Genomic DNA, 21,877 nt, shown 5'->3' with positions numbered 1-21,877 from the left:
TGTAGAATGGCCCTGGATCGTCATCTTACACTCAGGAGTGAATAACATGGAGATTAGAATCGATAATTTGACTGGAACTGAAATCATAGCATTGATCAGCGAGCATTTACAGAGCATGTTTGAGCAATCCCCGCCGGAGAGTGTACATGCACTGGATTTGGACAAATTACGGTCACCGGAAATCACCTTCTGGAGTGCCTGGGAACACGGCGAGCTATTAGGTTGCGGGGCGCTTAAAGACCTTGGGGACCATCATGGTGAAATCAAATCCATGCGGACTTCTGGCAGGCACCTCAGAAAAGGCGTCGCTTCTGCAATGCTTGCCCACATCCTTAAGGAAGCTATGCAGCAAGGCTATGTGCGGCTGAGTCTGGAAACCGGATCGACGGAAGGCTTCGAGGCGGCCCGGAAATTATACGAACGATTCGGGTTTGAGACCTGCAGCCCGTTTGCGGATTACATTGAAGATCCTTACAGTGTGTTTATGACGAAGGCATTGTGAAATTACAGACACGCTTCCCGCTTAAACAGCGGAGAGGACGGACTGATTGTGGAAAAGCGAATGCGTTCGCCTTGGTCTCCGGATTTTCACCGCTAAGGGGAATGAAAAAAATCTGGAGAGCACAGCGATTGGAACAACAGTCCGTTCGCGGAGCGTCCACCCAAGTGCTCACGTTGATCCTACTCCAAAACAAAGAGCTGTCCCAAGCAGCCATTTCATGGCTTTTGGAACAGCCTCTTTTTGTCGTTATAACTTCAAATCAACGGAACTGGCCCGCATCGATAGCTGCCTGCTTCTCATCAAGGATTTCCTGATATCCAGCATCAAGGAAGCTCTTCTTGGCATCTGCATAGGCTGCATCGAATTCAGCTTCCGGAGCCAGAACGGTCTTCACATACAGATCCTGGAACAGCGAGTTCAGATCCGCTTTGTATTCATTAACCTTTTCGAGCACTACACTGAACATGGCATCAGGTGTACGGAATTCCGCAACCTCGTTGTAGTATTTCACCATATCCTCGGCGAGATATTCATAGCCGGCCGGTGACCAGTTACGCAGATTCGACTGGAGGGTCTTCTCTGCATCCGGATATTGTGCAATTTCAGTCACTAGTCCCCAGTAGTCTTTATTGTTGTTCGTGGAGAGGACAGATTCGCCTTTGTAATCCGGGTTCTTCACAGCAATGCCTTCAGCATCAAGTGTATAGTTCTCGCCTTCAATACCGTTCTGGAATTTGAACAGGTTCTCCGGCTGGCTCAGCCACTCGAGGTACATCCAGACGGCAGCACGCTCTTCATCCGTAGTCTCATAGTTGATGCCCATGATGAAGCCGAACGGCCAGTAAGCGCGTCCTTGAGGCTTGTAACCTTCCGGCACCATTGCATTCGGAGGAATTACCGCAAATTCGGCATCCGGGTTGTTGGCCAGCGTAGCTGCGAAGACATCGGCATTGTTGGTCAGATAGAATGCGTAGTTACCCGTTTTGCCGGCAACGAATTCAGATTTGATCTTGTTATCATCACTGCGCAGATAGAACTCTTTATCCACGAGACCGTTATTGTACTGATAGTTCAGATTGCGCAGGAAACGTTCGGTATCAGCGCTGGTGAAGTCAGCAACACTTACATCCGAATACAGGGCACGATATGCCTGATCCACCGGCCATTCACGAAAAGCATAGTTATAGCTGTAGAAGTCCTTAATCAGATTCCCCGCAGTCACACCAAGTCCGGCTTCTTTCCATTTCGCCAGCATCTCATTATACTTCTCCAGGGAGGTCAAATCCTCCACCTTCATGCCAACCTGCTCCACCCAGTCTTTACGGATGATACTGACGAAGTTATCGGCTTCAGGACGTGCAGCGAAGAAGAAGGTATTCTTATCGTCCACTTTGCCGTACTGCTGGATCGTTTCACCCAGATTTGCCCAGTAAGTTGGAGCATAATTTTCTATTTCTGAATAGTCAAGCTCCTGCATCACATCTTCGCCGTAATAAGTAAGCGCTTGAGGCATATCGTAGTGGAAAATAATATCCGGCGCCTTATGCGATGCGAGCAGCTGCTCGTAATCAGTTACTTCACTGCTGCGGGAGATAGGTACAAAGTTAACATCGATATTGTATTTGTCACCGAACTCCGCCTGAACCCAGCGGGTGTAATAGTTATCACTTACATTCCAGCCCTCGAAAGCGCGTTCATAGACCGGAATATCAATCGCAACCTTCTCTTTAAAGCCTTGTGAATAATCTGCAAAGCCCTCACTCTGGTTGCTGGAAGCTGCAGGCGTGTCCGTTCCGGCACTCTGTTTATTATTTCCGCCGGAGCATCCGGCAAGCATGCCGGCTGTCATGACAGATGCCATCATTAATGAAGCAAAACCTTTTTTGTTCATCGTAATTCCCCCATTTTTAATTTTCGGGTGCTATTTACTGCTGCTTGCGGAACATACGGCTACTCCTTAACGGCTCCTAGCATAACTCCTTGCACGAAGTATTTCTGAACGAAAGGATACACGCAGAGAATCGGCAGGGTAGCAAACACCACGACGGATGCTTTAAGCACTTCCGGGTTGCTGAGTGATACTGTGGTGGCTTCCAGCTGGAAGCTTTCACTCGCCTGAATGACCAGATAATACAGCTTCAGCTGTAGCGGCCGGAGCGAAGTCTCATGCTTGATGTAGAACAGTGCATCCTGGTAAGCATTCCAGCGCCCAACTGCGTAGAAGAGGGCAAGTGTCGCCATAATCGGCTTGGACAACGGCAGGACGATGCTGAACAGAATCCGGAAATGACCGGCACCGTCGATGCGCGCCGATTCTTCCAGACTCACCGGAATCCCGTGCGTTAGCGATGTCTTCATAATCAGCAAATTGAAGGCACTGAATGACAAGGGCAGAATCAGTGACCAGATCGTATCCATCAGTCCCAGATTATTAATGTTCATGTAATCCGGGATGATCCCCCCGCTAAAGTACATCGTGAACAGGAAAATGAAGGTGATAACCCGGCGGCCCTTGAACTGGGCTCTCGACAACGGATACGCAGCGCATATCGTCAGAATCATTCCCAGAATCGTGAACAGTACGGTTACAATTACCGAGATGTACAGGGAACGGAGGATGCTGGCATCCGCGAAGATTTTCTTATACGCTTCGATGGTGAAGCCCTGCGGCCACAAGAAGACCTTATTGGCAATGACGAAGGAGTCAGAGCTCAGGGATTTCGACACGACATGCAGGAACGGCAGCAAACAAATTAGTGAAACAACAATTAAGACGATGCGGATCAGCACATCCCAGATGTCCAAACGTCCTTTACTTAGTGAGGCCGAACGGACTGTTGATGCTCTCATGGTTTCCCTCCTTTCTATAATATTCCATCTTCACCGAGCTTTTTAGCGACGCGATCTGCCGTTATTACAAGAATAATTCCGATAACAGATTGGAATAATCCAAGCGCGGTCGCCCGGCTGAAATTACCGGATTCAATCCCCCAGCGGTATACCAGAACCGGTATGGTTGTTGTGTACTCTGTGGTAGCCTTGTTCTGCAGAGCGAAGATGCGCTCGAACGAGCCCTCCATTACTTTCCCCAGATTCATGATCAGCAGGGTTACGATGGTTGCACGGATAGAAGGTACCGTAATATTCCATACCTTTCTCCAGCGTCCTGCTCCATCGACCGTAGCCGCTTCATACATCTCCGGGTTGATCCCGCTCATCGCCGCCAGATAGATAATCGTGCCCCAGCCCATGCTCTGCCACACACCGATAGCCAGATAGCTGATCAGCCAGTTCGTGTCTTCCTGCAGGAACGGAACGCGGGTACCGCCCATCAGTTCAATCAGATTGTTAATCACACCGCCGCCTTCACTAAGAAGCTGATATGCGATGGCCCCGATAATGACCCAGGACAGGAAATGCGGCAGGTACAGCAGCGTCTGATTGATGCGTTTGAACCGGATACTTTTGACCTCATTCAGCAGCAGCGCCAGCAGAATCGGCATCGTGAAGCTGAAACACAGATCCAGAATATTCAGCAGCAGCGTATTGCGGACAGCAGGAGCAAAGTCAGGCTTGGCGAAAATATCCTGGAAGATTTGGAGGCCCACCCATTCACTGCCCCAGAAGCCTTTTGCAATTTTGTAGTCTTTAAAAGCGATTACAAGTCCGGTCATCGGCAGATACTTGAATACGATTACAAAAGACAGTGGAATCAATACCAGGAAATAGAGCTGCCAGTCACGCTTTAAAAAATACCCGGGCCCCTGTTTCTTTCTTAATAGAGCATTTTGATTTGTCTTTGAAGCGTTTGCAACTTTCAAAGTCTCACCTCCTACATCATTTTATCTCTGTGCCAGTTGCATCCACCGGCCTGAGCTCTATGCTATCTCCATTAGCCGGTTTTGAATACGATGAGTAATGCTGCTGGCCATTAAAACTGACAACCACGCGGTTTATAAGGCCTCCGCAGCAGCAATATGATCAAATATGATAGGCTAAAACGTTTTCATTAAGAGTCATGAATGGAATAATTACGGCCAGAAGCAGGCCTTTAAGAGCTTTTGGTCTTGGCTGTTTTGTAGCTGCTCGGCGGCATGCCCTCGTATTTGCGGAAAAACCGGTTGAAGCTCTGTACATTAAAGTAGCCCACCTCTGCCGCAATCTGTTTGATCGTCAGGTCGGTATCCAGCAGCAATTCCTTGGCCTTCTCGATACGCAGCTGGTTCAGATAATCAATCATACTCTTGCCGGTTAAGTCATACACAATCTTGCGCATATAGGAATAGCTGATGCCAAAATCATGGCTCATATCCTTCAATACAATTTCTTCACGGTAATGATCCTGCAAATATTGAATGATCCGTTCCCCATGATTGGCTTCACGGGTACCCCGGTCCAGGTCCTGCACGATTTCTTGGAAGAACCCGTGCAAATATTCCTCAAGCTCATCCAGCGTATCCATCGATGCCAGAAGAGTGTAGATGTTGCCTTTCCCCATAATCATTCTTCCGGTACTGATATGATTCTCACGGAGATGCTTGATCGTCGCACCCAGCAGCTGGTGATAAATGAACATAATGTTATCGTAGGAAATATTCTCTGCTGAACCGATCTGGCAGCGGATGACCTGGAGCTCCTTAAGTATCCCGTTCAGATCGCCGGCATCCAGGAAGTTGAGAATCCGCCGCTCACTGCTCTCGGAATCCATATATTTACGGCTGTTCTCCTCTTCGTCCTGCCAGTACATCACGCTTCCGGCTCCCTTAATCATCCGCTGCTTAATCAATTCCATCGCCTCGAACAACCGCTGGGCTACCCTTTCGGGTGCATCTGCCAAGCCGCTTACCCCTATGGTGACAGAATGCCCCAACAGCTCTAGCGACTCCTCCCGGATTCTGTCCAGCGCCTGATGGATGCGGTCACAACTCTGCTCATCCCCGCCCGGAGCAAAGTTGATTACAATCACAATACATCCGTCACTATGATAGACAGAACGGGCCAGAACCCCCTCCGGGAACAGGCTCTCGTACTTCGCGTTCAGCAGGTATCCGTGGTAGCTGCGTGTCTCGAGATTCGTATTGCCAACGTACACTCTATACTGGTCGATGGAGACCACAGCTATTCTGTAATACAGCTCAGGGAAGATCTCCGTAATCCGGGGCGGAATCTCTCCGCGCAACAGGCGGTGAACGGCGAAGCTGCGGGTGTCCTGTTCGCGCTCCTGCAGCAGCTGGAACAGGCCTTCCTCCTCCTCCTGCATCCGCTTAAACGCCACATTCAGAAAGGCAAGCTCATTCTTATTGACTACCTCCAGATTACTTTTCGAGCGTATCATCCGGACTAATTGCCGGAGTGGTCTGGACATCCAGGTAGCGAGAAAGACCGCCAGTACCGTTCCCAGCACAATAATAGCTCCGGTAAGCAAAATAATATTCCCCTGCATATCCCGTGATTTGGTCATCAGCTTATCCATCGAGCTCCAGCTTACATTCCACCATCCGGACAATGCCGAGCGGCTCCATGCGTAAACCATCCGGTTGCCGTCCAGCTCGCGGAATGTATAGCCCTCGCTTGAACCCTCATCCAGGATTTCCTGTAGGAAGGGCTGCTCAAAGCCGTCGGTGAGCAGCAGCGACTTGTCACTGTGTGATATTACTTTTCCGTCAGATCCAAGGAGCAGGGAATGGCCGTCCCCGGCCTCTGCCGTATTCAGATATTTGCCGATCTGACTCTCCCGCATATTGACGACAATCAATCCGTCCGTCGTGGAGGAGAGACGATTGAGAGGGTACACATAGGACACCACATGATCGCCCGTGCCCAGCACGCGGGGTACCCACACACCGCTGATTCCTCTCTGGCCTGCCAGAGCTTCGGATGTCCAGCCTACCTGCTCATACCGCTCCAGCTTCGTAACCGCATTGTCTGTAGAAATAACATAATCGGAGTTATTCAGATAAAAGTATGAGGAATAAACACCGTCTACACGGCGGTTCAGGTTCAGCAGTTCATTCATCACAGACAAGGCCTTGGTCACGTTAGTGTAGCTTGCGTTCACCTCGTCATACGTCTCGAAGCTGCGGATGCGTTCAAATACATTGGTTGCAGCCAGACGCGCCGTATCCTGGGCGAGATTGGCCAGTGCATTCTCATTTAACTTGCGGTTGGCATTGAGACCGGCAAGTGCAGATTCACCGATGGCTGTCTCTGAGTTTTCTATGATCTGTGCCCCGCTATACCACGTCAAGATCGCTGCCGGAATGGCCATGATACAGAATAGAATCAATGCCAGCTGTAGCATCATCGGTGTTTTTTTCATGGTGTGCCCCCTGTTCCTACGGTAAATTTATCTAAAATAAAGAAGCCCAGCATACACTGGGCTTCTCTGCTTATACCTTTAGATTGATGAAGAGTAGCTTACCTGCGTAAATACTGTTCTATGATAATACCATAAAATAGGGTTCTCGGTCTGGTCATTTGCTCATAGATTGTCGAACATTGTATGTGTACACATGTACTATCTCCCAAGCTTAGCGTGTACTGGCTTTGTTAAACTTCTTTTCAATATTTTCAGCAAATTTCACGCCCTCACCGGCCAAATGTTGTCTCATAAAGAACCCCCCAAGGCCGTTTATCCAAGCTGCCATAGCCAGCAACCGTGAGGGGAAGTCTGCACCAATCGTACAGCTGAATTCACAAGAGTTACGGTCAATAGGCGTAATCTTCATTTCCCATGGCACTCCGACAATGGCGGGTATCCACCGCATGATATAGGCTTCTGTCCGGTCAGAGTAGAACCGCAAATGATCCTCTGCATGCTCTTTTAACTGATAATGCTGAACAATCATCTCATTCCCCATATTCTCCACATTAACCATATAGAACTCACCTTCTTCAAAATAACTGCCCATTGCCTTGTGGCCCTTAGAGAATGATTCATATTCACCTGGAGTCATCTCCGTCACCCATTTGTACAAATCCACCTTGTCCGCTGCAATCTGCAATTTAAATTTCTTCGTCATTCTCATTGTTATCTTCCTTCTTTCCTGTAATTTCGCTAATGAGTTCCTCGTGCCAATTCATAATCATCTGATAATATTCTTTGCCAAACCTCAACGTCGCGTGTTCGTATACACCCATCTCTTGAATGTGCTTCTCTTCTATTAAAGTAAGCTTGTTGTATTCACTGGCGACAGTGGTGCGGAAGCTGGCAATCAGCCGGGCAACCTCATGCTCGTCAAGATATTTATAGAAGAACAGCTTATTTAAATACTCATAATTGAACGGGGAAAATGTACAGGGTGTCTGTAGCCATTCCATAAACTCACCCTTCCCCTTTTCCGTGATCCCATAGGCTTTCTTGAATCTGCCCTCCTCTACCCCTTCTTCAGCCTTGACCAGTTCCCCCTTCTCCATTTTCTTGAGCATAGGATAGATGCTGCCGAAGCTGGCATCAATAAAGTTGGAGGTGCTGCGCATCATCTTCTGCTTGATTTCATAGCCTGTCATATCCTTTTCACACAGAAATCCGAGTATTAAATATATAAGCATTCATTCCCTCCTTCCTCAGTACGACATATAGCGGGTTTATATATAATATATTGATATATATCGTTTCGATATATTGAATATATGACTTCATGGCCGGTTTGTCAATAGCATTTGCTGTGCATACAAAAAAAGCCCCTTAAAGTTCCATCAGATAACTCAAAGAGTTTTCCAATATCACTATAAGAGGGGCTTTTAATACTGCAGTTGGTTCATCATTCCGTTATTTGGATTCAGTTGATAAATAAAGTGTTATCAAATAAATAATAAAGGTTTCCCTTATCATCATAGAAGATGTTGGTCGCACCAGCTAAATTAATGGATTTGACCTTTTGGAAGGTTGTAAGGTCATAGATTCCGTTTCTCCCCAGTGCCGTATTACTCGCTTCATCCACTGCATAAATTGGTTCCGGGAATGTCCCCTTAATTTCCTGCAAGTTATCCTTATTAAAAGCCTTGTTCTTCACAATGATCATTCCCAGACTTTCCACTAATAAGGCCGGCGCATCCATCGGTTCTCTGGTTAGGCCCGGATATTCCAGAATGGACTCATCAACCTTGATGATACTGCCATCTTCATTAATGGAGTAGGCGTACACATCTGAACCGGCATATCCGGCATCCCATCCATACTGACTCCAATAATAGAATTTGCTGTTATCACTGGAGAATACCATATCTCCGATACCATCATCAGTTATTATGTTATCTCTGCTTAGCTGGAAAGTCGCTTCATCAAAAACCAACAGCGTTGGAGACCAGTCACCTAATACGATATACAGATGGCCTGACTTGTTATAAATATGGCGATCTGAGAAGTCCCGGGAATCCGGAGGATTCGGATACACCAAAGTCCGGGTGACTGAATAATCACTTAAGCTCACCTCAGTAACCAGATTATCAGCGTCCTTATTCACGATATACAATTTTGTTCCATCTTCTGATACAGTCAGCCCTGCCGGCTTATAAGGTAGAGATACTTTTTCTATAACGGTTTGGCTTGCAGTATCTACTACAATTAATTTTCTGAACGCTTGATCAATAGCATAAACCTTAGTGTCAGCAGAGTCGTATACAGCGTCTACAACCGTTCCGCCCAAATAAATCCCCGGTGTACCTACCGGCGGTACTTCCTCCGTAGTTGGTTTATCAGCAAATTCAAGAATCGTCTTACCTTCTAAGGTAGTCAATGCGAGCAATTGATTGTTTCCGTCAAAAATCCGCTGGCCGGCTCCATCTACTGGAATAGTCTCAACTTTGCTGAAATTACTGTAGTCATAAGAGTTGATTAGATGATCTTGAACAGTATAGAACCTGTCATGCTTCAAATCGAACACCATATCCTCATAATTCCCATCCAGTTTATACACAAAGTTCATATCACCAAATCTGTCATACGTGGTTGAGAATATAGTTCCTGCACCATTGAAAAGATACTTTCCGTCCGGCGATAAATGAATCTTCGTCGTCAGCGGGTAATCTCCGTGATAAGGAGAATCATAACTGCCTATGAATTCGCCATATTTGGCAGTAAATGTTCCAATATCTCTTGGAAACGAATTTGTATTAACGGTGTACAGCTTATTCATTGTCGGGTGCATAAGAATGTGAGTTGCATGACTAATGGTAGAAGATCCGATGGGTGTAAAAGAATCTCCAGAATAAGACCGGATTTTCGTCCACTGGCCTGAGCCGGATGAAATATACACGTAGCCTTCACGGTCCACTGCAATGCTATAAGGGTCCAAATTGATATCGTAGATATGGCTTAAGCTGAGAGTTGCCGTATCCACAACAGCGACAGCACCTTTTTGCTGTTCATCAAAAATGTACGGAGAATGCTCCGCTTTCAACAGACCCACATACAATTTGCCATTCGCATACGCTATACTTTCGGGAGGCAATTCAAACGGAATAACAGTTGTCTCCCGGGTCTCATAGTTAATGGCAACTAGTTTCTTATTTTGTTTGTCTGTTGCATATATAATTGGTTTGCTCGGGTCTTGAACGCTATCAGTAACATTGAAATCTAATTGCATATGCTCATTCATAAACGTTGTAGCTGAAACGGAACTGCTGAGTGCCGATGCAGTATCATTTGCCATTGCCATTACTTTATAGTAAACCGTTGTGTTCGGTGCATACCCGCTATCTGTATAAGAGGTTCCGGTTACCTGAACATTGGCTCCTGAATTATCCCTAATAGGACTATAAGTTCCATCTACTGAACTGCTTGTGAAAATATGGTAGTACTCAGCTCCAGACACTGCATCCCACTTAATTTTGATATCTGTTTTGGAGGAAGCAGTTGCGGAAACAAGCGCCGGGGCCGGTAAACTATTCACAATCCCCTGATAAACCCATTTTTTGCCCAAACCATCCCATTTTGCTTTTATAACCAGATAATCCCCGTAGAATACTTTAATTACATCACCATCCACCAAAGGAGTGTTGTCCGCAGAAGCCTGAGCTGAATGCAGGACAATACCATTCTGATTTACTTGGAAGTGGACATCGAGCACCCCTGTGTAATAAACAGCAGGATAATAGGACCCATTCATAAGTGATTTGCTAATCAATAGAGTAGGTAAAAAGTCAACGTATTCATCATTGGAAATGGCAGCAATATATTCAGCCGGAGGGAGAGTGCCTCCCTTTACCGTATAGACCCCAACTTGTTCTGCCGTATTCTTGTAGGTTGTCTCATAACCTGTTTCAGCAGTATCATCAAACAACTCCCATTGCAGTTTACTATAGTTACCAGTTTCCTCAAACCTGGCATACAATTGATCTTCAACCAAGAACACTCCCAGCACTTCTGGAAGTTCAACGGGCTGCGGCTGAGGAGTAGGACTCGGGCTTGTTCCGCCACCGCCACCGCCACCGCCTCCACCGCCACCGCCTACTGCTGGGGCAGCTGGCAGTTGTACGCTTGAGGCAAGCTGCTGTGCGGCAGCTTGCTCCGCGCCTACTTCTTTGCCGTTAATAACAACCGAAAAGCCTTTGGCCACAACATAATCCTTAATTTCCTGTTCGAATTTAGAACCACTGGCATTAATGAATGTCTTTGCAATCGTGCCTTTTCCCTTTACTAGGGCAGAAGCATTCAAGGTTAATTGTTTCAGCACACTGCTTTCAGCTAAATTCAACGTACTCGCCGCCGCCTCTTTGGCTACCTCGAGCGCACCAATCTCAGACTTCTCAAGAACATTAACTATTGAAGGTTTCTTTATTGCTATAGTTTTGAAGCTGCCGCTTAAATCAACAAATTCATCTGCCTTTGAAAGATCCAGTTCAATGGATTCAAAGCCGGATTCTTTATTGGTCCCCTCCAGCTTGGCTCCTGTTTTTACAATTGTTGTACCAATCCGGGTATTGCCTTGAGCTACTATGCGGACTCTCCCCGGCTGCCTATTCACAAGCATTTGGTTTAGTTGGGAGTCCAGCAGATGAATACTATCCTCCCCGCCGCCTGCTACAACTGTTCTTCCCGATACAGTCACCTGATCGAGGTTCACTTCACCAGCACCAATACCCGCTGTTAACAGTAAATCCCCTTCAATTTTGGTATTCTTCAAGGTAACCCCTGGCGTGTTAATAGTTAAATTTCCCGATATTGTTGTTAATTCTGTTCCGCCAACGGTCCCTTTGTCCATAACAAGAGTACCCATTACTTTATCCAGTATGGCAACAGCCTCTGCCCTCGTAATCGTCTGGATAGGTCTTAATGTGCCATCCGGGTAACCATTTATGTATCCTTTACTCACAATTTCATTCAAATAGGTTTTGCTCCATGCCGGTACTACGCCGTAATCATTAAACGCCTTTATTGCTGAATCATCATTAGAACCCTTAAGCTGCAGCAGCATGTACAGCATTTTTGCGGCTTCCTGCCTGCTAATTGCTGCCTCAGGCCGGAATGTATTGTCTTCAAATCCGGAAATATACCCGGCTGACTTCGCTTTTCCAATTTCGGAATAATACCATTTATCTGAACTTACATCTTTAAAAGCTTCCTGCGACTCGTTCTTAAAACCAAACGCTTTATTGACAACCGAAGCAAACTCAGCCCTTGAAATGCTTGCATTCGGTTTGAACGTATGATCTACGTATCCCGAAATCAAACCCTTATCCAACCATCTAGAAATTTGGCTGCTTGCCCAACTGCCATGAATATCAGTCATGTTGTCAGTTGACTGTGGTGCAGCAGCAAGTGCAATTCCTTGACTTCCAAAAACTAAATTCACTAGAACGATCATCCCTAACACAACACTCAAAATTCTTTTCCTCATAATTCCCCCCTGTGATTCCGACAGACTAGATAATCTTAAATTAGGTCCATCGATCCAATAGAATCATATAATAAACAAATATCCAAGTCTATACAATAAACCCATAACTCTAGGTAAATATTATGACAGTTAGCATGAACGAATACGGCTGCTTAAACGTACAAAAAAAGCGGCCGCCCCCTTGCCCAGCAAGGATGCAGCCGCTATATTAACTGAAGCAGAAAAGATACATATTATTAAACAATACGCCCCTTATTCCTTACCCATCGTGCTGATATCAATGACAAACCGGTAACGGACATCGGAGGCGAGTACACGTTCCCACGCTTCATCAATCTGGTCGGCAGAGATAACCTCGATCTCAGAGGCAATGTTATGTTCGGCGCAGAAATCAAGCATCTCCTGCGTCTCACGGATTCCGCCAATCATCGATCCGGCAAATGAACGGCGGTGGCCGATCAGCGAGAATACGTTAACGGCCAGCGGGTCAGCAGGCGCACCGACATTGACCAAGGTACCATCCAGCGCCAGGAGCGATAGATAAGCATCGATATTAATCTGCGCGCTTACCGTATTTATGATCAGGTCGAACGAACCGGCAAGCTGCTTGAATGTCTCCGCATCGCTAGTCGCATAATAATGATCCGCCCCTAGTTGCAAACCGTCTTCCTTCTTCTTCAGTGACTGTGACAGAACCGTAACCTCAGCCCCCATAGCATGAGCGATCTTCACAGCCATGTGTCCAAGTCCGCCAAGACCTACTACAGCTACATTTTTGCCTGGAGCGGCTCCCCAATGGCGAAGCGGTGAATAGGTTGTGATTCCGGCACATAACAGCGGGGCAGCAGCGTCTAGCGGAATAGCGTCTGGAATCCGGACCACGAAGTCCTCTGTCACCACAATATGGGTGGAATACCCGCCCTGTGTATAGTGACCGTACCGGTCGGTAGCTCCATAGGTACCCGTATTTCCATGCAGGCAATACTGCTCCTCGCCTTTATGGCAATTACTGCACTCTCCACAGGAGTCGACCATACAGCCCACCCCTACCCTGTCACCAACGGAATACTTTGTAACTCCGGAACCGACCTGGCTGACAATCCCGGCAATCTCATGGCCTGGAACGAGCGGATACTTGACTGGCCCCCACTCCCCGCGGGCGGTATGAATGTCCGAGTGGCAGATCCCGGCGAATTTAATCTCAATCAGAACATCCTGCGGCTGAAGCTCCCGGCGCTCAATGGTCGTTAGCTTGAACGGGCCTTCCTGGCTGAATGTAGCGCGTGCATTAACTTGTATCATGGTGTAACCTCTCTTCTTGTTCATAGTAGAATCCGTAAGGACGACTTTACAAACCATATGATATTACTTAAAGTTAACTCTAAGTCAAGCACAAAATACAATTGAGACTGGAGATTCGTGATGAAGACATACTCTATAACTGAGGCTGCAGAACATTTCAATATGACACCGCATACTCTGCGTTACTATGACAAGGAAGGTCTGATGCCCTTTATCGAAAGGACCTCCAGCGGAAGACGCGTGTTCAAGGAAGCGGATATGGAAGCTCTAAAAATAATTGAATGTCTGAAATCATCCGGGATGCCGATTAAGGAAATCAAACATTTCATTGAGTGGTGCTCTGAGGGAGATTCCACATTGCAGCAGAGATATGACATGTTCCTGGAGCGGAAAGCCTCAGTTGAAGCACAGATGGAGGAGCTGAAGAAAACGATGGAAGTCATCGAACATAAATGCTCTTATTATAAGACTGCCTTAGACAGCGGTACGGAAGATATTCATAAAACCAAGAAGGTGACAAGCTTTTAACGGGAGGATGTGAATCGGGAAAAGCGAATTTGGTGGTTCACCCGGCCGGGCGTTCACCCTATACCTGAAGCCGATTCAAGCCTGAACGATGAAAAAGGGGCCGCTGGCAAGCTGGACGAAATTGTGGGTGCTCTGATGGGTGATGATCCGGAGGTGTCGGCTCCCGGTATTGCACCGGATCACAAGGATAAACGGGAACCCAAGGACTGAGTATACGACAAAAGGGTAGCCGGGCTTGCAATATTTTGCAGAGTCCGGGCTACCCTTGTTTAATGTTAACTCAGCGAAATAGAATCTTCATTTGCTGGCGGACCTTTTTTTGCCAGAAGCTTGTTCGTAAAACTCACATTAAAGAAATGAATGATCGGGCCAAGGCCCAGTGCGGACACCAGCGTCCCCAAACCGATGATGCCTCCGAACAGGAAGCAGATCAAAGCACAAAAAGCGTCTGTAAACATCCGGTGCCAGAAATAAGAGATTGCCGGAAACTTATTTCTCATAATCAGGGACAGGCTGTCATAGGGAGCGATTCCCACATCCGACGTCTGATACATGGATACCCCGAAGCTGCAGATCACCACACCAATCGCCACTGTAACCACCCGCTGCCACAATAGCTGAGGTTCGCCGAGCAGCTCCAGCCAGGTACTATGAAAGAAGGTAGCGATGTAACCCAGCAAAATGGCGTTTACGAAAGTTCCGGCTCCAATATACTTCCTTCCCGTGATAAACTCGATTACAAACAACACCAGGTTCAGTAAGATTAGAAAATTCGCATAGGCGAACCCGCTGGAGTCTGCAAGTGCCATCACCATTCCGCTGAAGGGATCATTCCCCATTCCGGACAGCTTAAAAATGCTGATGCCCATCCCTAAGAAAACATTCCCGATAAGCATAATGATCAATCGTTTGGGGTCTACTGAATTCATATATCTTTTCATATAGTTCATCCTACAACCTTAATGCTGACATTCATCTTGACTGGGATTATCCCGTCATCAGCAATAAAAGTGGCAGTGTAAGGTTCATCACGAACCGCAGCAGCAGCAGGAGTCCAGCTAAACATACAAGCCAGGCCTGGTATAAAAGAGGCAGTGTCAAAAGTTGTCCCCTCAGGCAGATTGCCCGTTGTTAAAGTCATCGGCTCAGCAATCCCCTTTACTGCCGGGTCCTTATCCGGGCTGGTTTCATTATAAATCCTGCCATCCGTCTCCCGGGACGAAGTCTCGAATGCAGGCTGTCTGGCTACAACAGCAAAGGATAGCGTCTCACCTACCTTTACGCTCTGTGCCGGAACAACTGTGAAGAAGGGCCGGAATACCGTTTGAGGCAAAGGATAATCTTCGGTTGCAGACGGATATGTATAGCCGTTTCCGGGAATTGCAACAGTTTCATACGGATACAAGCTGTCCTTCGGCGTGCCTGGAGCAGGCGCCTCCACTTCTATCCTTTTGACGGACAGATTGCTGTCCATTGTCACATTCTCAACTGCAGTCTGCTGATACGGATAATCCGGCACATATTCCAGGCCTGCGGGCCGTTTGAAGCTGCTGCTTACCAGTACGACTTCTTCTACCCCCTGCGCATGGCTGGCATGAATATGTTCAAGAGTGCCACTTACAACATCATCGAGCACAATGGGATACCGGGTATCTTCCGTCATATAGCGCAGCTGAATCTCCTTCAGATACAGATTGTCCACATGTCTGGCATACAGACCGTAAGCCGGCAGGATCCCCCAGTTGCTGGGCTCAGGATATACCTCCGGCAGCTCTGGTACGTTGAACGGCGCATCCTTCCACGTTCCTGCTCCTGGATTCCATTCCACCCGGGGCAATAACCCTTCATTTTTCAGGAAAAAGGTGTTCACCAGCCACGGCAGCAACTGAATGCTGCGCTTCGGACTGCCGTACCGGGTATATTCCCAGTTCGTATTCAGCTGGCGCTGTTCCACCGCATGCTCCAGACTTAGACCACCGCGGTACTCCACTTGAATATTGGAGATCGAGACATTCTTAATCCGGTTGCCTACCAGCCCCATCAGTTCAATGGGATAGCGGGGGTCGACATTCTTAGCAGTAATATTGCGGATGATAATATCGTGAACATTGGCTATACGGCCGCTACCATTGGCATTGCCATACAGCTGCAGCTCGCTTTCCTGTAATTCCTTAGTGTAGTCAGGCACATACTTCTTCGAGTGCTCATCGTAGCGGACAGCAAACCATTTGCCGCCCTCTTCATGATAGTTAGCAGGGTTCAACCGGCAAGGCTGCTCAGGGTCTACAACATTAAAAGCAGACACACCGTCCGCAGAAACCTTGCGCGCCCTGTTAAAGGCTGGCAGATAGCGCCTTGCCGGATACACCTGATACGATTCCTTGGCCGGCAGCACCCAGTTAGGCTGGTCCAATCTTACATTTGGTGCTGCATCCCGTGCCGCTATCAACTCTTCCCCGGTGCTATTCCCCGTGACCGGGAAACGTCCCCGGTCTCCTATTTTGATGAAAATAGGCGAGCTGCTGATATCCTCCATCGTGGAATCCTCAAAAATAATATGGCTTAAGTCCGCCCCGTCGACGGCCTCAAGGGCAAAACCTCTCGACCGTTTAAACGCTACGCGGCGGACCGTGACACAATCATAACCACAGGTAGATTCCGTACCCAGCTTGACGCGGGCGGTAGGACCGCAGCGGTCTGTTGCAATCAGCTTGTCCTGTGTATACGTTCCCGCATATACGGAGCCTGTGTCGTAGCCGCTAACCACACAGTCTTCAATCAATACATTGCGGAGCGGCATAAAGATTCCGCCGCCATAGGAGGCCTTCAGCACAATAGCATCGTCGGTTAATGAATTGAAGGTGGAATGAACAATGGTCACATTCTCGCAGCAGTCCACATCTAACGCATCCCGGTTCGTATCCACAAGAATATGCCCGACATGCAGATTCTTCACACAGGTTGCTATAATGGCAAAATGGCCGCCGGCCAGGATAGAAAAGTCGCAGAATGCGACATTCTCGCACCGCACCATCGCAATCGCCTTATTGCCGAACCATTCACCGCGGTGACCGGGCTCGTCCCGGCGCAATGGCTCATGCGGGTCCCCGCCCATCAGAACCTGCTCCAGTTCTCCCTCATCATTCAAAGAACGTCCATCCAGCAGCCCGGGCCCATAAATCATCACATTCTGGATATCCGCGCCATAAATCAGGCTGTTGGCAAAGTACGTATGACCGTGATCCTGCAGACCAGCATATAAATTAACCTCAGGCTCTTCATAATTGCCGCCTTCCCCGTTCTGCTGCTCATAGGAATGACGGATATCCGTTCTTGCTGCAGAAAGTACGCTGCCTGCCGACAAGTACAGATTGACGCCGCTTAAGAGACGAATCGTGTATACCCTGAAGCTGCCTTCAGGAATTATCACAGTGCCGCCTTCTGCAGATGCTGCCTGAATAGCGCGGTTAATCGCCTTGGTATTCTCCACAGGCGCATTCTCCGGACCCGCCCCATAATTGCGGATATCAAATGTATGCGTTTCCTTCATTAAATAGCCTTTGTCAAAAGGACACCCTGTTGCTTCCGTTACTTGAAACATAATAGCCTCCAATGGATTAGGAACCATCCGAACCGGATCATCCTGGCAGTTTTCTCTTATTATATCTTTTTGCTGTTTGATCTGCAGTTTCATAATTTATAAACCTGAGTCCAAGTCAATTGATTTTCCTGCTGCGACCGATGGAAAATCTTTTGTAATATAATTGTTGAGCCGTTGAAGGGTACGTGCCAAAGCATCCTCGTCAACCGGCTTGAGCAGGTAATCGGCAGCATTTACGCGGAAGGCCTCCAGTGCATATTGGTCATAAGCCGTAATAAATACAATTTCCAGGTGCTCGTCTAGCTCAATTAAGGAAGCGGCCAATTCGAGACCGTTCATTCCCGGCATATCAATATCCAGAAAGACCGCATCAGGTCTTAGCCGGGTGAATTCATGCAGCAGATCTGTATATTTGGTATATGCCCCAACCACTTCGACATCGTCACGGCACTCCAGGATTTGTACAAGCCGCTGGACCGCCAGCCGTTCATCGTCAACAATTGCAACTCTCATGAATGACCCTTCCCTCTTCTAAGGCTTACGCGTAATGCTGAATTTTGAACTGAAACCGCACGCTTGTCCATTCCCCTTCTTCACTGGATACCTGTAATGCTTCTCCATAGAAATGCTTCAGTCTCCGCTGAATATTTACGAGTCCAACTCCCCTTCTTTCGGAAGAAGCCCTTTCGCTTGTCCATAAGGCTTGGATTCCCGTCTCACTGATACCGCCCCCGTTATCCCACACCTCCACATAAACCGTATCCTTGTCCAGGGAGATGGAGATTCTGACCGTTCCTCCCTCCATTTTCTTCGTTACCCCATGCCGGATAGCGTTCTCTACCAAAGGCTGTATCGTCAGCGGCAAAATCTTTCGCTTCAGTACCTGCGGGTCCACATCATATACAACCGTAAGCCTCTCCTCAAACCGGGCTTCCTCAATTTGCACGTAAGCATCAACCAGCTGTAATTCGTCCTCAATCCGGACAAAGCTGTCAGGCTTCGGGTCAAAGCTTCTTCTTAAGTAATAGCTTAAATGCATAATCAGCTTCTCTGCACGCGCGCCGTCTGTCCGGCATAAGGCAATAATCGAGTTCAAGGAATTGAACAAGAAATGCGGTTTAATCTGCGACTGGAGAAAATCCACCTCTGCCTTCAGAGCTTCTTCCACTGACTTCTTAAGCTTCAGGAGCGTTTCCGTTCTGGCCCTGACCTCTGCAGCATCAAACGGCTTGATGATATAATCATTCGCCCCTGCCTTGAAGCCGGCAGCAATATCGCTATTGCCGTAACGCGCCGTCAGCAATACAACAGGCAGCTCAAATAGGGAATATTGCCCGCGGATCTCTCTGCAGACTTCAACCCCCGACATTTTGGGCATCATTACATCGAGCAGAACCAGGTCGATATCAGAGCGTTTCTTCAACATTTCCAAGGCCTCCAGCCCGTTGGTCGCCCAGATAACCTGATAAGGCTCATTGGCAAAAACCCGGGACAGGACCTGGAGATTGGATGGTTCATCGTCAACGGCCAGCAGCGTGAAGGTGCTCTTGCTCCGGCCTGGTAATTCCGCCATGCCCCATTCTTCGCTTATGGAGGCAGATTCCTTGGCTGCTTCGTAATCCGGGAGTGAATTCCGGGCTGCTTCGGCAACCGGAAGTGTAAAAGCGATGCCCGTCCCCTGCTCCGGCTCTGACCATTCTACCTTGATGGTACCGTCCATCAAATGCAGCAGCTTCCTGCAGATAAACAACCCCAGTCCTGTTCCCCCGTACTCCTCTGGAGAGTGTGCTTGCTCAAAGGGCTGGAATATAGCCTCCCAGTCAGATAAGCTCATCCCCACTCCGGTATCCTCCACCACAACTTTGACCTGACCCTCTATCACCTGAGCATGAATCGTAATCATACCCTCATGAGTAAATTTCACCGCATTGCCGACCAGATTGTGGAGGATTTGCCTGAGCCGGTTCTCATCCGCATAGACGAGGGGCAGATGCTCCGGTACGGCATTGACAAATCTGATTTTTTTACCAGTAATCAAACCCTGGAATAAATCGAATACGAGGGAGACAGACACACGGACATCCACACCGGTTAGTTGAACCTTTAGCTCGTTACGTTTGATTTTCTCCATATCCAGAATGTCATGAACCAGTCCCGAGAGCCTTCTGGAGGTATCTCTGATCAGGGACAGATTCTGGATATGGCTTGCGCTGAGTTCTCCGGCTTCTGCTTCTGCTCCGGCTCCTGTCTCCAGCATGGATTGGGATAAATTAATGATTCCGTGAAGCGGAGTCTGGAATTCGTGAGAGGTATGCAGCAGGAACTCGTCTTTCTGCTTATCCGCCTGCTGTAGCATTACAGCCATTCCTTCTATCGTCTTATACGCTTCCGAATACCGGTAAGACAGGAGGAAGGAGGCCAGAAAACAAAAAATCAATATGGAGCAGTATCCTATGGTGTAAGTGGGTGTCAGGCTGCTCAGATACAACCCGTAATCAAACAGCCCTATTACATATCCGCCTAAGGCCAATATAAAGAGGAGCAGTGTCCGTTTGCTGAATTCTCCATACCTGCCCTTCAGGTATGAATGAAGCATCAATCCCAGAATGATGACATAGATGAATAGCTGCAGATAGCTGAATACCGCATTGAAACGCGAATACCATTGAAACGGCGTGAGCAGCACAAAGCCGATGTACAATGCCGTCACACCGACAACACTATTAATTAACCACTCAGGAATCATGCTTTTACACATAGTCTTAATAAACATGACCATCGTGATCAGGGAGAGATACAGCGATACGGCTTGAATCTTATAATAAATCTCATGCGGCAGATTCACATACTCAACCAGAATCCGGTCACCGTTGCTGGCAAAAGACCAGGCGATAATAATGCAGCTGAGTCCGAAATAAAGAAGTCCTCTTTCCTCTCTCCGTATAATAAACACACTAAGCTGATAACACCCGAGCATAAGGAGAGATACAATCAGAATTAAATTGAGAATGGTGGTATGGGTATTCAGCTTAAGAATTCCCCCGGCGCTCCCGAAATAAAGGCTATAAGGAATCCCGCCCTGCGAATTCTCATAATTCGCTGCATGGATAATGATCTCCGCCGTATCTCCCTGTACCGTAAAAAAGGCATTGTACGGTTTATTCTCATACCTATACAGGCTTTCGGATTCCGCGGGCTTACCGCTGCCGGCAACCCTGTCCCCGTTCACGTAGATCTCGCTGGCCATGCGGATGTTGGATATTCTAAGCCCATACATCGTTGCCGAAGGCTCAAGCTTAACCTTCAGACGGTAGGTAACGGCTCCTTGGCTATTTAGACCCCCGTCTTCATTCGCATGCTTCCAAAAACCGGGTACCTGCATATATCCAGGAGAAACAGAAGGTGCTCCCCCCGGCCTGAGCAGCTGATCCCAATAAAATTCCCATTGTCCATCCAGCGAAACGACCTGTTCTCCCTGAAAATTCCATGCGCTCAAATCCAGTACACCATGCCGGGCGGGAGCGGGGTTCTGGGCTTTATGATCAGAGGCTTTCACTAGGCCGAATAATATAGCAAAACATCCGAGGCCCACTATAATCAGGCCCATCAGCATTTTTCTCATCTTGAGGATCTACTCCGTTTCTCAGCCTTATCTTTATTCATTTCAATACAGCTTTAGTTCCATCATATCATCTGTACCATTTAGCGGCATGTCCTTTTCTTGTGCATGCTCTATTACGATTCTCCTAGAAACAATTCGTAGAGATTGTGAAGATTATGTAGAACCATGTAAAATAATTTCTATAAAATACCAAATAATATTGACCGTCCAAAACTTCTTGATGTAGAATTCTGTTGGAATATCAAACCATTTAAATATTCAGAGGAGACCGCGAGTAGCCAGGTAATACGACTCGGCTTGGCAATAGGTAATGGTGAAGACAGCCGCGCTGAATTTGCCACGATTCTCTGGAGAATTCTCGGCGAACCAGCCCCAACGGCTCCCGCAGCCTTCCCTGATGTACAAGCTGACTGGTCTGCTCAAGCGATTGCCCGGCTCACACAACTTGGAATCATCATTGGCTACGGAGACGGGACCTTCCG

The 21,877-nt window shown here is 47.7% G+C and carries 15 protein-coding genes; 3 read left to right on the top strand and 12 right to left on the bottom strand.

Annotated elements, in window-relative coordinates; translation table 11 throughout:
* Positions 1 to 46 precede the first annotated feature (46 nt).
* The gene (locus NSU01_RS08105; protein ID WP_042134642.1) at positions 47 to 502 is read left to right on the top strand and encodes a GNAT family N-acetyltransferase; all 456 of its coding nucleotides are present in this window, start codon (positions 47 to 49) and stop codon (positions 500 to 502) included.
* A gap of 259 nt (positions 503 to 761) precedes the next feature.
* Here NSU01_RS08105 and NSU01_RS08100 read toward each other — a convergent pair whose 3' ends face one another.
* The 8 genes from NSU01_RS08100 to NSU01_RS08065 form a co-directional block, all read right to left on the bottom strand.
* The gene (locus NSU01_RS08100; protein WP_042134641.1) at positions 762 to 2,393 is read right to left on the bottom strand and encodes an ABC transporter substrate-binding protein; all 1,632 of its coding nucleotides are present in this window, start codon (positions 2,391 to 2,393) and stop codon (positions 762 to 764) included.
* Between the two features lie 59 nt (positions 2,394 to 2,452).
* Complete coding sequence (locus tag NSU01_RS08095) at positions 2,453 to 3,352, bottom strand: carbohydrate ABC transporter permease (protein WP_042134639.1); 900 nt, start codon at positions 3,350 to 3,352, stop codon at positions 2,453 to 2,455.
* Between the two features lie 14 nt (positions 3,353 to 3,366).
* Positions 3,367 to 4,323: an ABC transporter permease subunit gene (locus NSU01_RS08090; protein ID WP_042134638.1), complete on the bottom strand. Its 957-nt coding sequence runs from the start codon at positions 4,321 to 4,323 to the stop codon at positions 3,367 to 3,369.
* Between the two features lie 230 nt (positions 4,324 to 4,553).
* The gene (locus tag NSU01_RS08085; protein ID WP_076242483.1) at positions 4,554 to 6,821 is read right to left on the bottom strand and encodes a helix-turn-helix domain-containing protein; all 2,268 of its coding nucleotides are present in this window, start codon (positions 6,819 to 6,821) and stop codon (positions 4,554 to 4,556) included.
* A gap of 211 nt (positions 6,822 to 7,032) precedes the next feature.
* Positions 7,033 to 7,524, bottom strand: coding sequence for a hypothetical protein (locus NSU01_RS08080; RefSeq protein ID WP_231575306.1), 492 nt, complete (start codon positions 7,522 to 7,524; stop codon positions 7,033 to 7,035).
* Positions 7,508 to 8,053: a PadR family transcriptional regulator gene (locus tag NSU01_RS08075; RefSeq protein ID WP_076242482.1), complete on the bottom strand. Its 546-nt coding sequence runs from the start codon at positions 8,051 to 8,053 to the stop codon at positions 7,508 to 7,510. Before NSU01_RS08075 ends, NSU01_RS08080 begins: the two co-directional genes overlap by 17 nt.
* A 230-nt stretch (positions 8,054 to 8,283) precedes the next feature.
* Positions 8,284 to 12,342: an S-layer homology domain-containing protein gene (locus NSU01_RS08070; RefSeq protein ID WP_083705125.1), complete on the bottom strand. Its 4,059-nt coding sequence runs from the start codon at positions 12,340 to 12,342 to the stop codon at positions 8,284 to 8,286.
* A gap of 252 nt (positions 12,343 to 12,594) precedes the next feature.
* Complete coding sequence (locus tag NSU01_RS08065; protein ID WP_039301254.1) at positions 12,595 to 13,644, bottom strand: NAD(P)-dependent alcohol dehydrogenase; 1,050 nt, start codon at positions 13,642 to 13,644, stop codon at positions 12,595 to 12,597.
* A gap of 120 nt (positions 13,645 to 13,764) precedes the next feature.
* Here NSU01_RS08065 and NSU01_RS08060 point away from each other — a divergent pair, with 120 nt between their 5' ends.
* Both NSU01_RS08060 and NSU01_RS08055 read left to right on the top strand, forming a co-directional pair.
* Complete coding sequence (locus tag NSU01_RS08060) at positions 13,765 to 14,172, top strand: MerR family transcriptional regulator (protein WP_042134627.1); 408 nt, start codon at positions 13,765 to 13,767, stop codon at positions 14,170 to 14,172.
* A gap of 9 nt (positions 14,173 to 14,181) precedes the next feature.
* Positions 14,182 to 14,382 carry a hypothetical protein gene (locus NSU01_RS08055; protein ID WP_076242480.1) on the top strand — a complete coding sequence of 67 codons (201 nt, stop codon included), beginning with the start codon at positions 14,182 to 14,184 and terminating at the stop codon, positions 14,380 to 14,382.
* Positions 14,383 to 14,447: 65 nt separating this feature from the next.
* On the opposite strand, the gene NSU01_RS08050 is transcribed toward NSU01_RS08055, so the two are convergent.
* From NSU01_RS08050 to NSU01_RS08035, 4 genes are all read right to left on the bottom strand, one after another.
* Positions 14,448 to 15,113, bottom strand: a complete 666-nt coding sequence (locus NSU01_RS08050) for a hypothetical protein (protein WP_076242479.1) — start codon at positions 15,111 to 15,113, stop codon at positions 14,448 to 14,450.
* Between the two features lie 5 nt (positions 15,114 to 15,118).
* On the bottom strand, positions 15,119 to 17,773 hold the full coding sequence (locus NSU01_RS08045; RefSeq protein WP_076242478.1) for a hypothetical protein: 2,655 nt from the start codon (positions 17,771 to 17,773) through the stop codon (positions 15,119 to 15,121).
* A 96-nt stretch (positions 17,774 to 17,869) separates the two neighbouring features.
* Positions 17,870 to 18,286, bottom strand: a complete 417-nt coding sequence (locus NSU01_RS08040) for a response regulator (protein ID WP_076242477.1) — start codon at positions 18,284 to 18,286, stop codon at positions 17,870 to 17,872.
* A gap of 25 nt (positions 18,287 to 18,311) precedes the next feature.
* Positions 18,312 to 21,395, bottom strand: coding sequence for an ATP-binding protein (locus NSU01_RS08035; RefSeq protein WP_076242476.1), 3,084 nt, complete (start codon positions 21,393 to 21,395; stop codon positions 18,312 to 18,314).
* Positions 21,396 to 21,877: the final 482 nt, after the last annotated feature.

The sequence above is a fragment of the Paenibacillus sp. FSL H8-0259 genome (assembly GCF_037963255.1).
In the GTDB taxonomy this organism is placed as follows: Bacteria; Bacillota; Bacilli; order Paenibacillales; family Paenibacillaceae; genus Paenibacillus_AQ; species Paenibacillus_AQ phytohabitans.
This window is presented reverse-complemented; position numbering and strand designations above follow the sequence as displayed.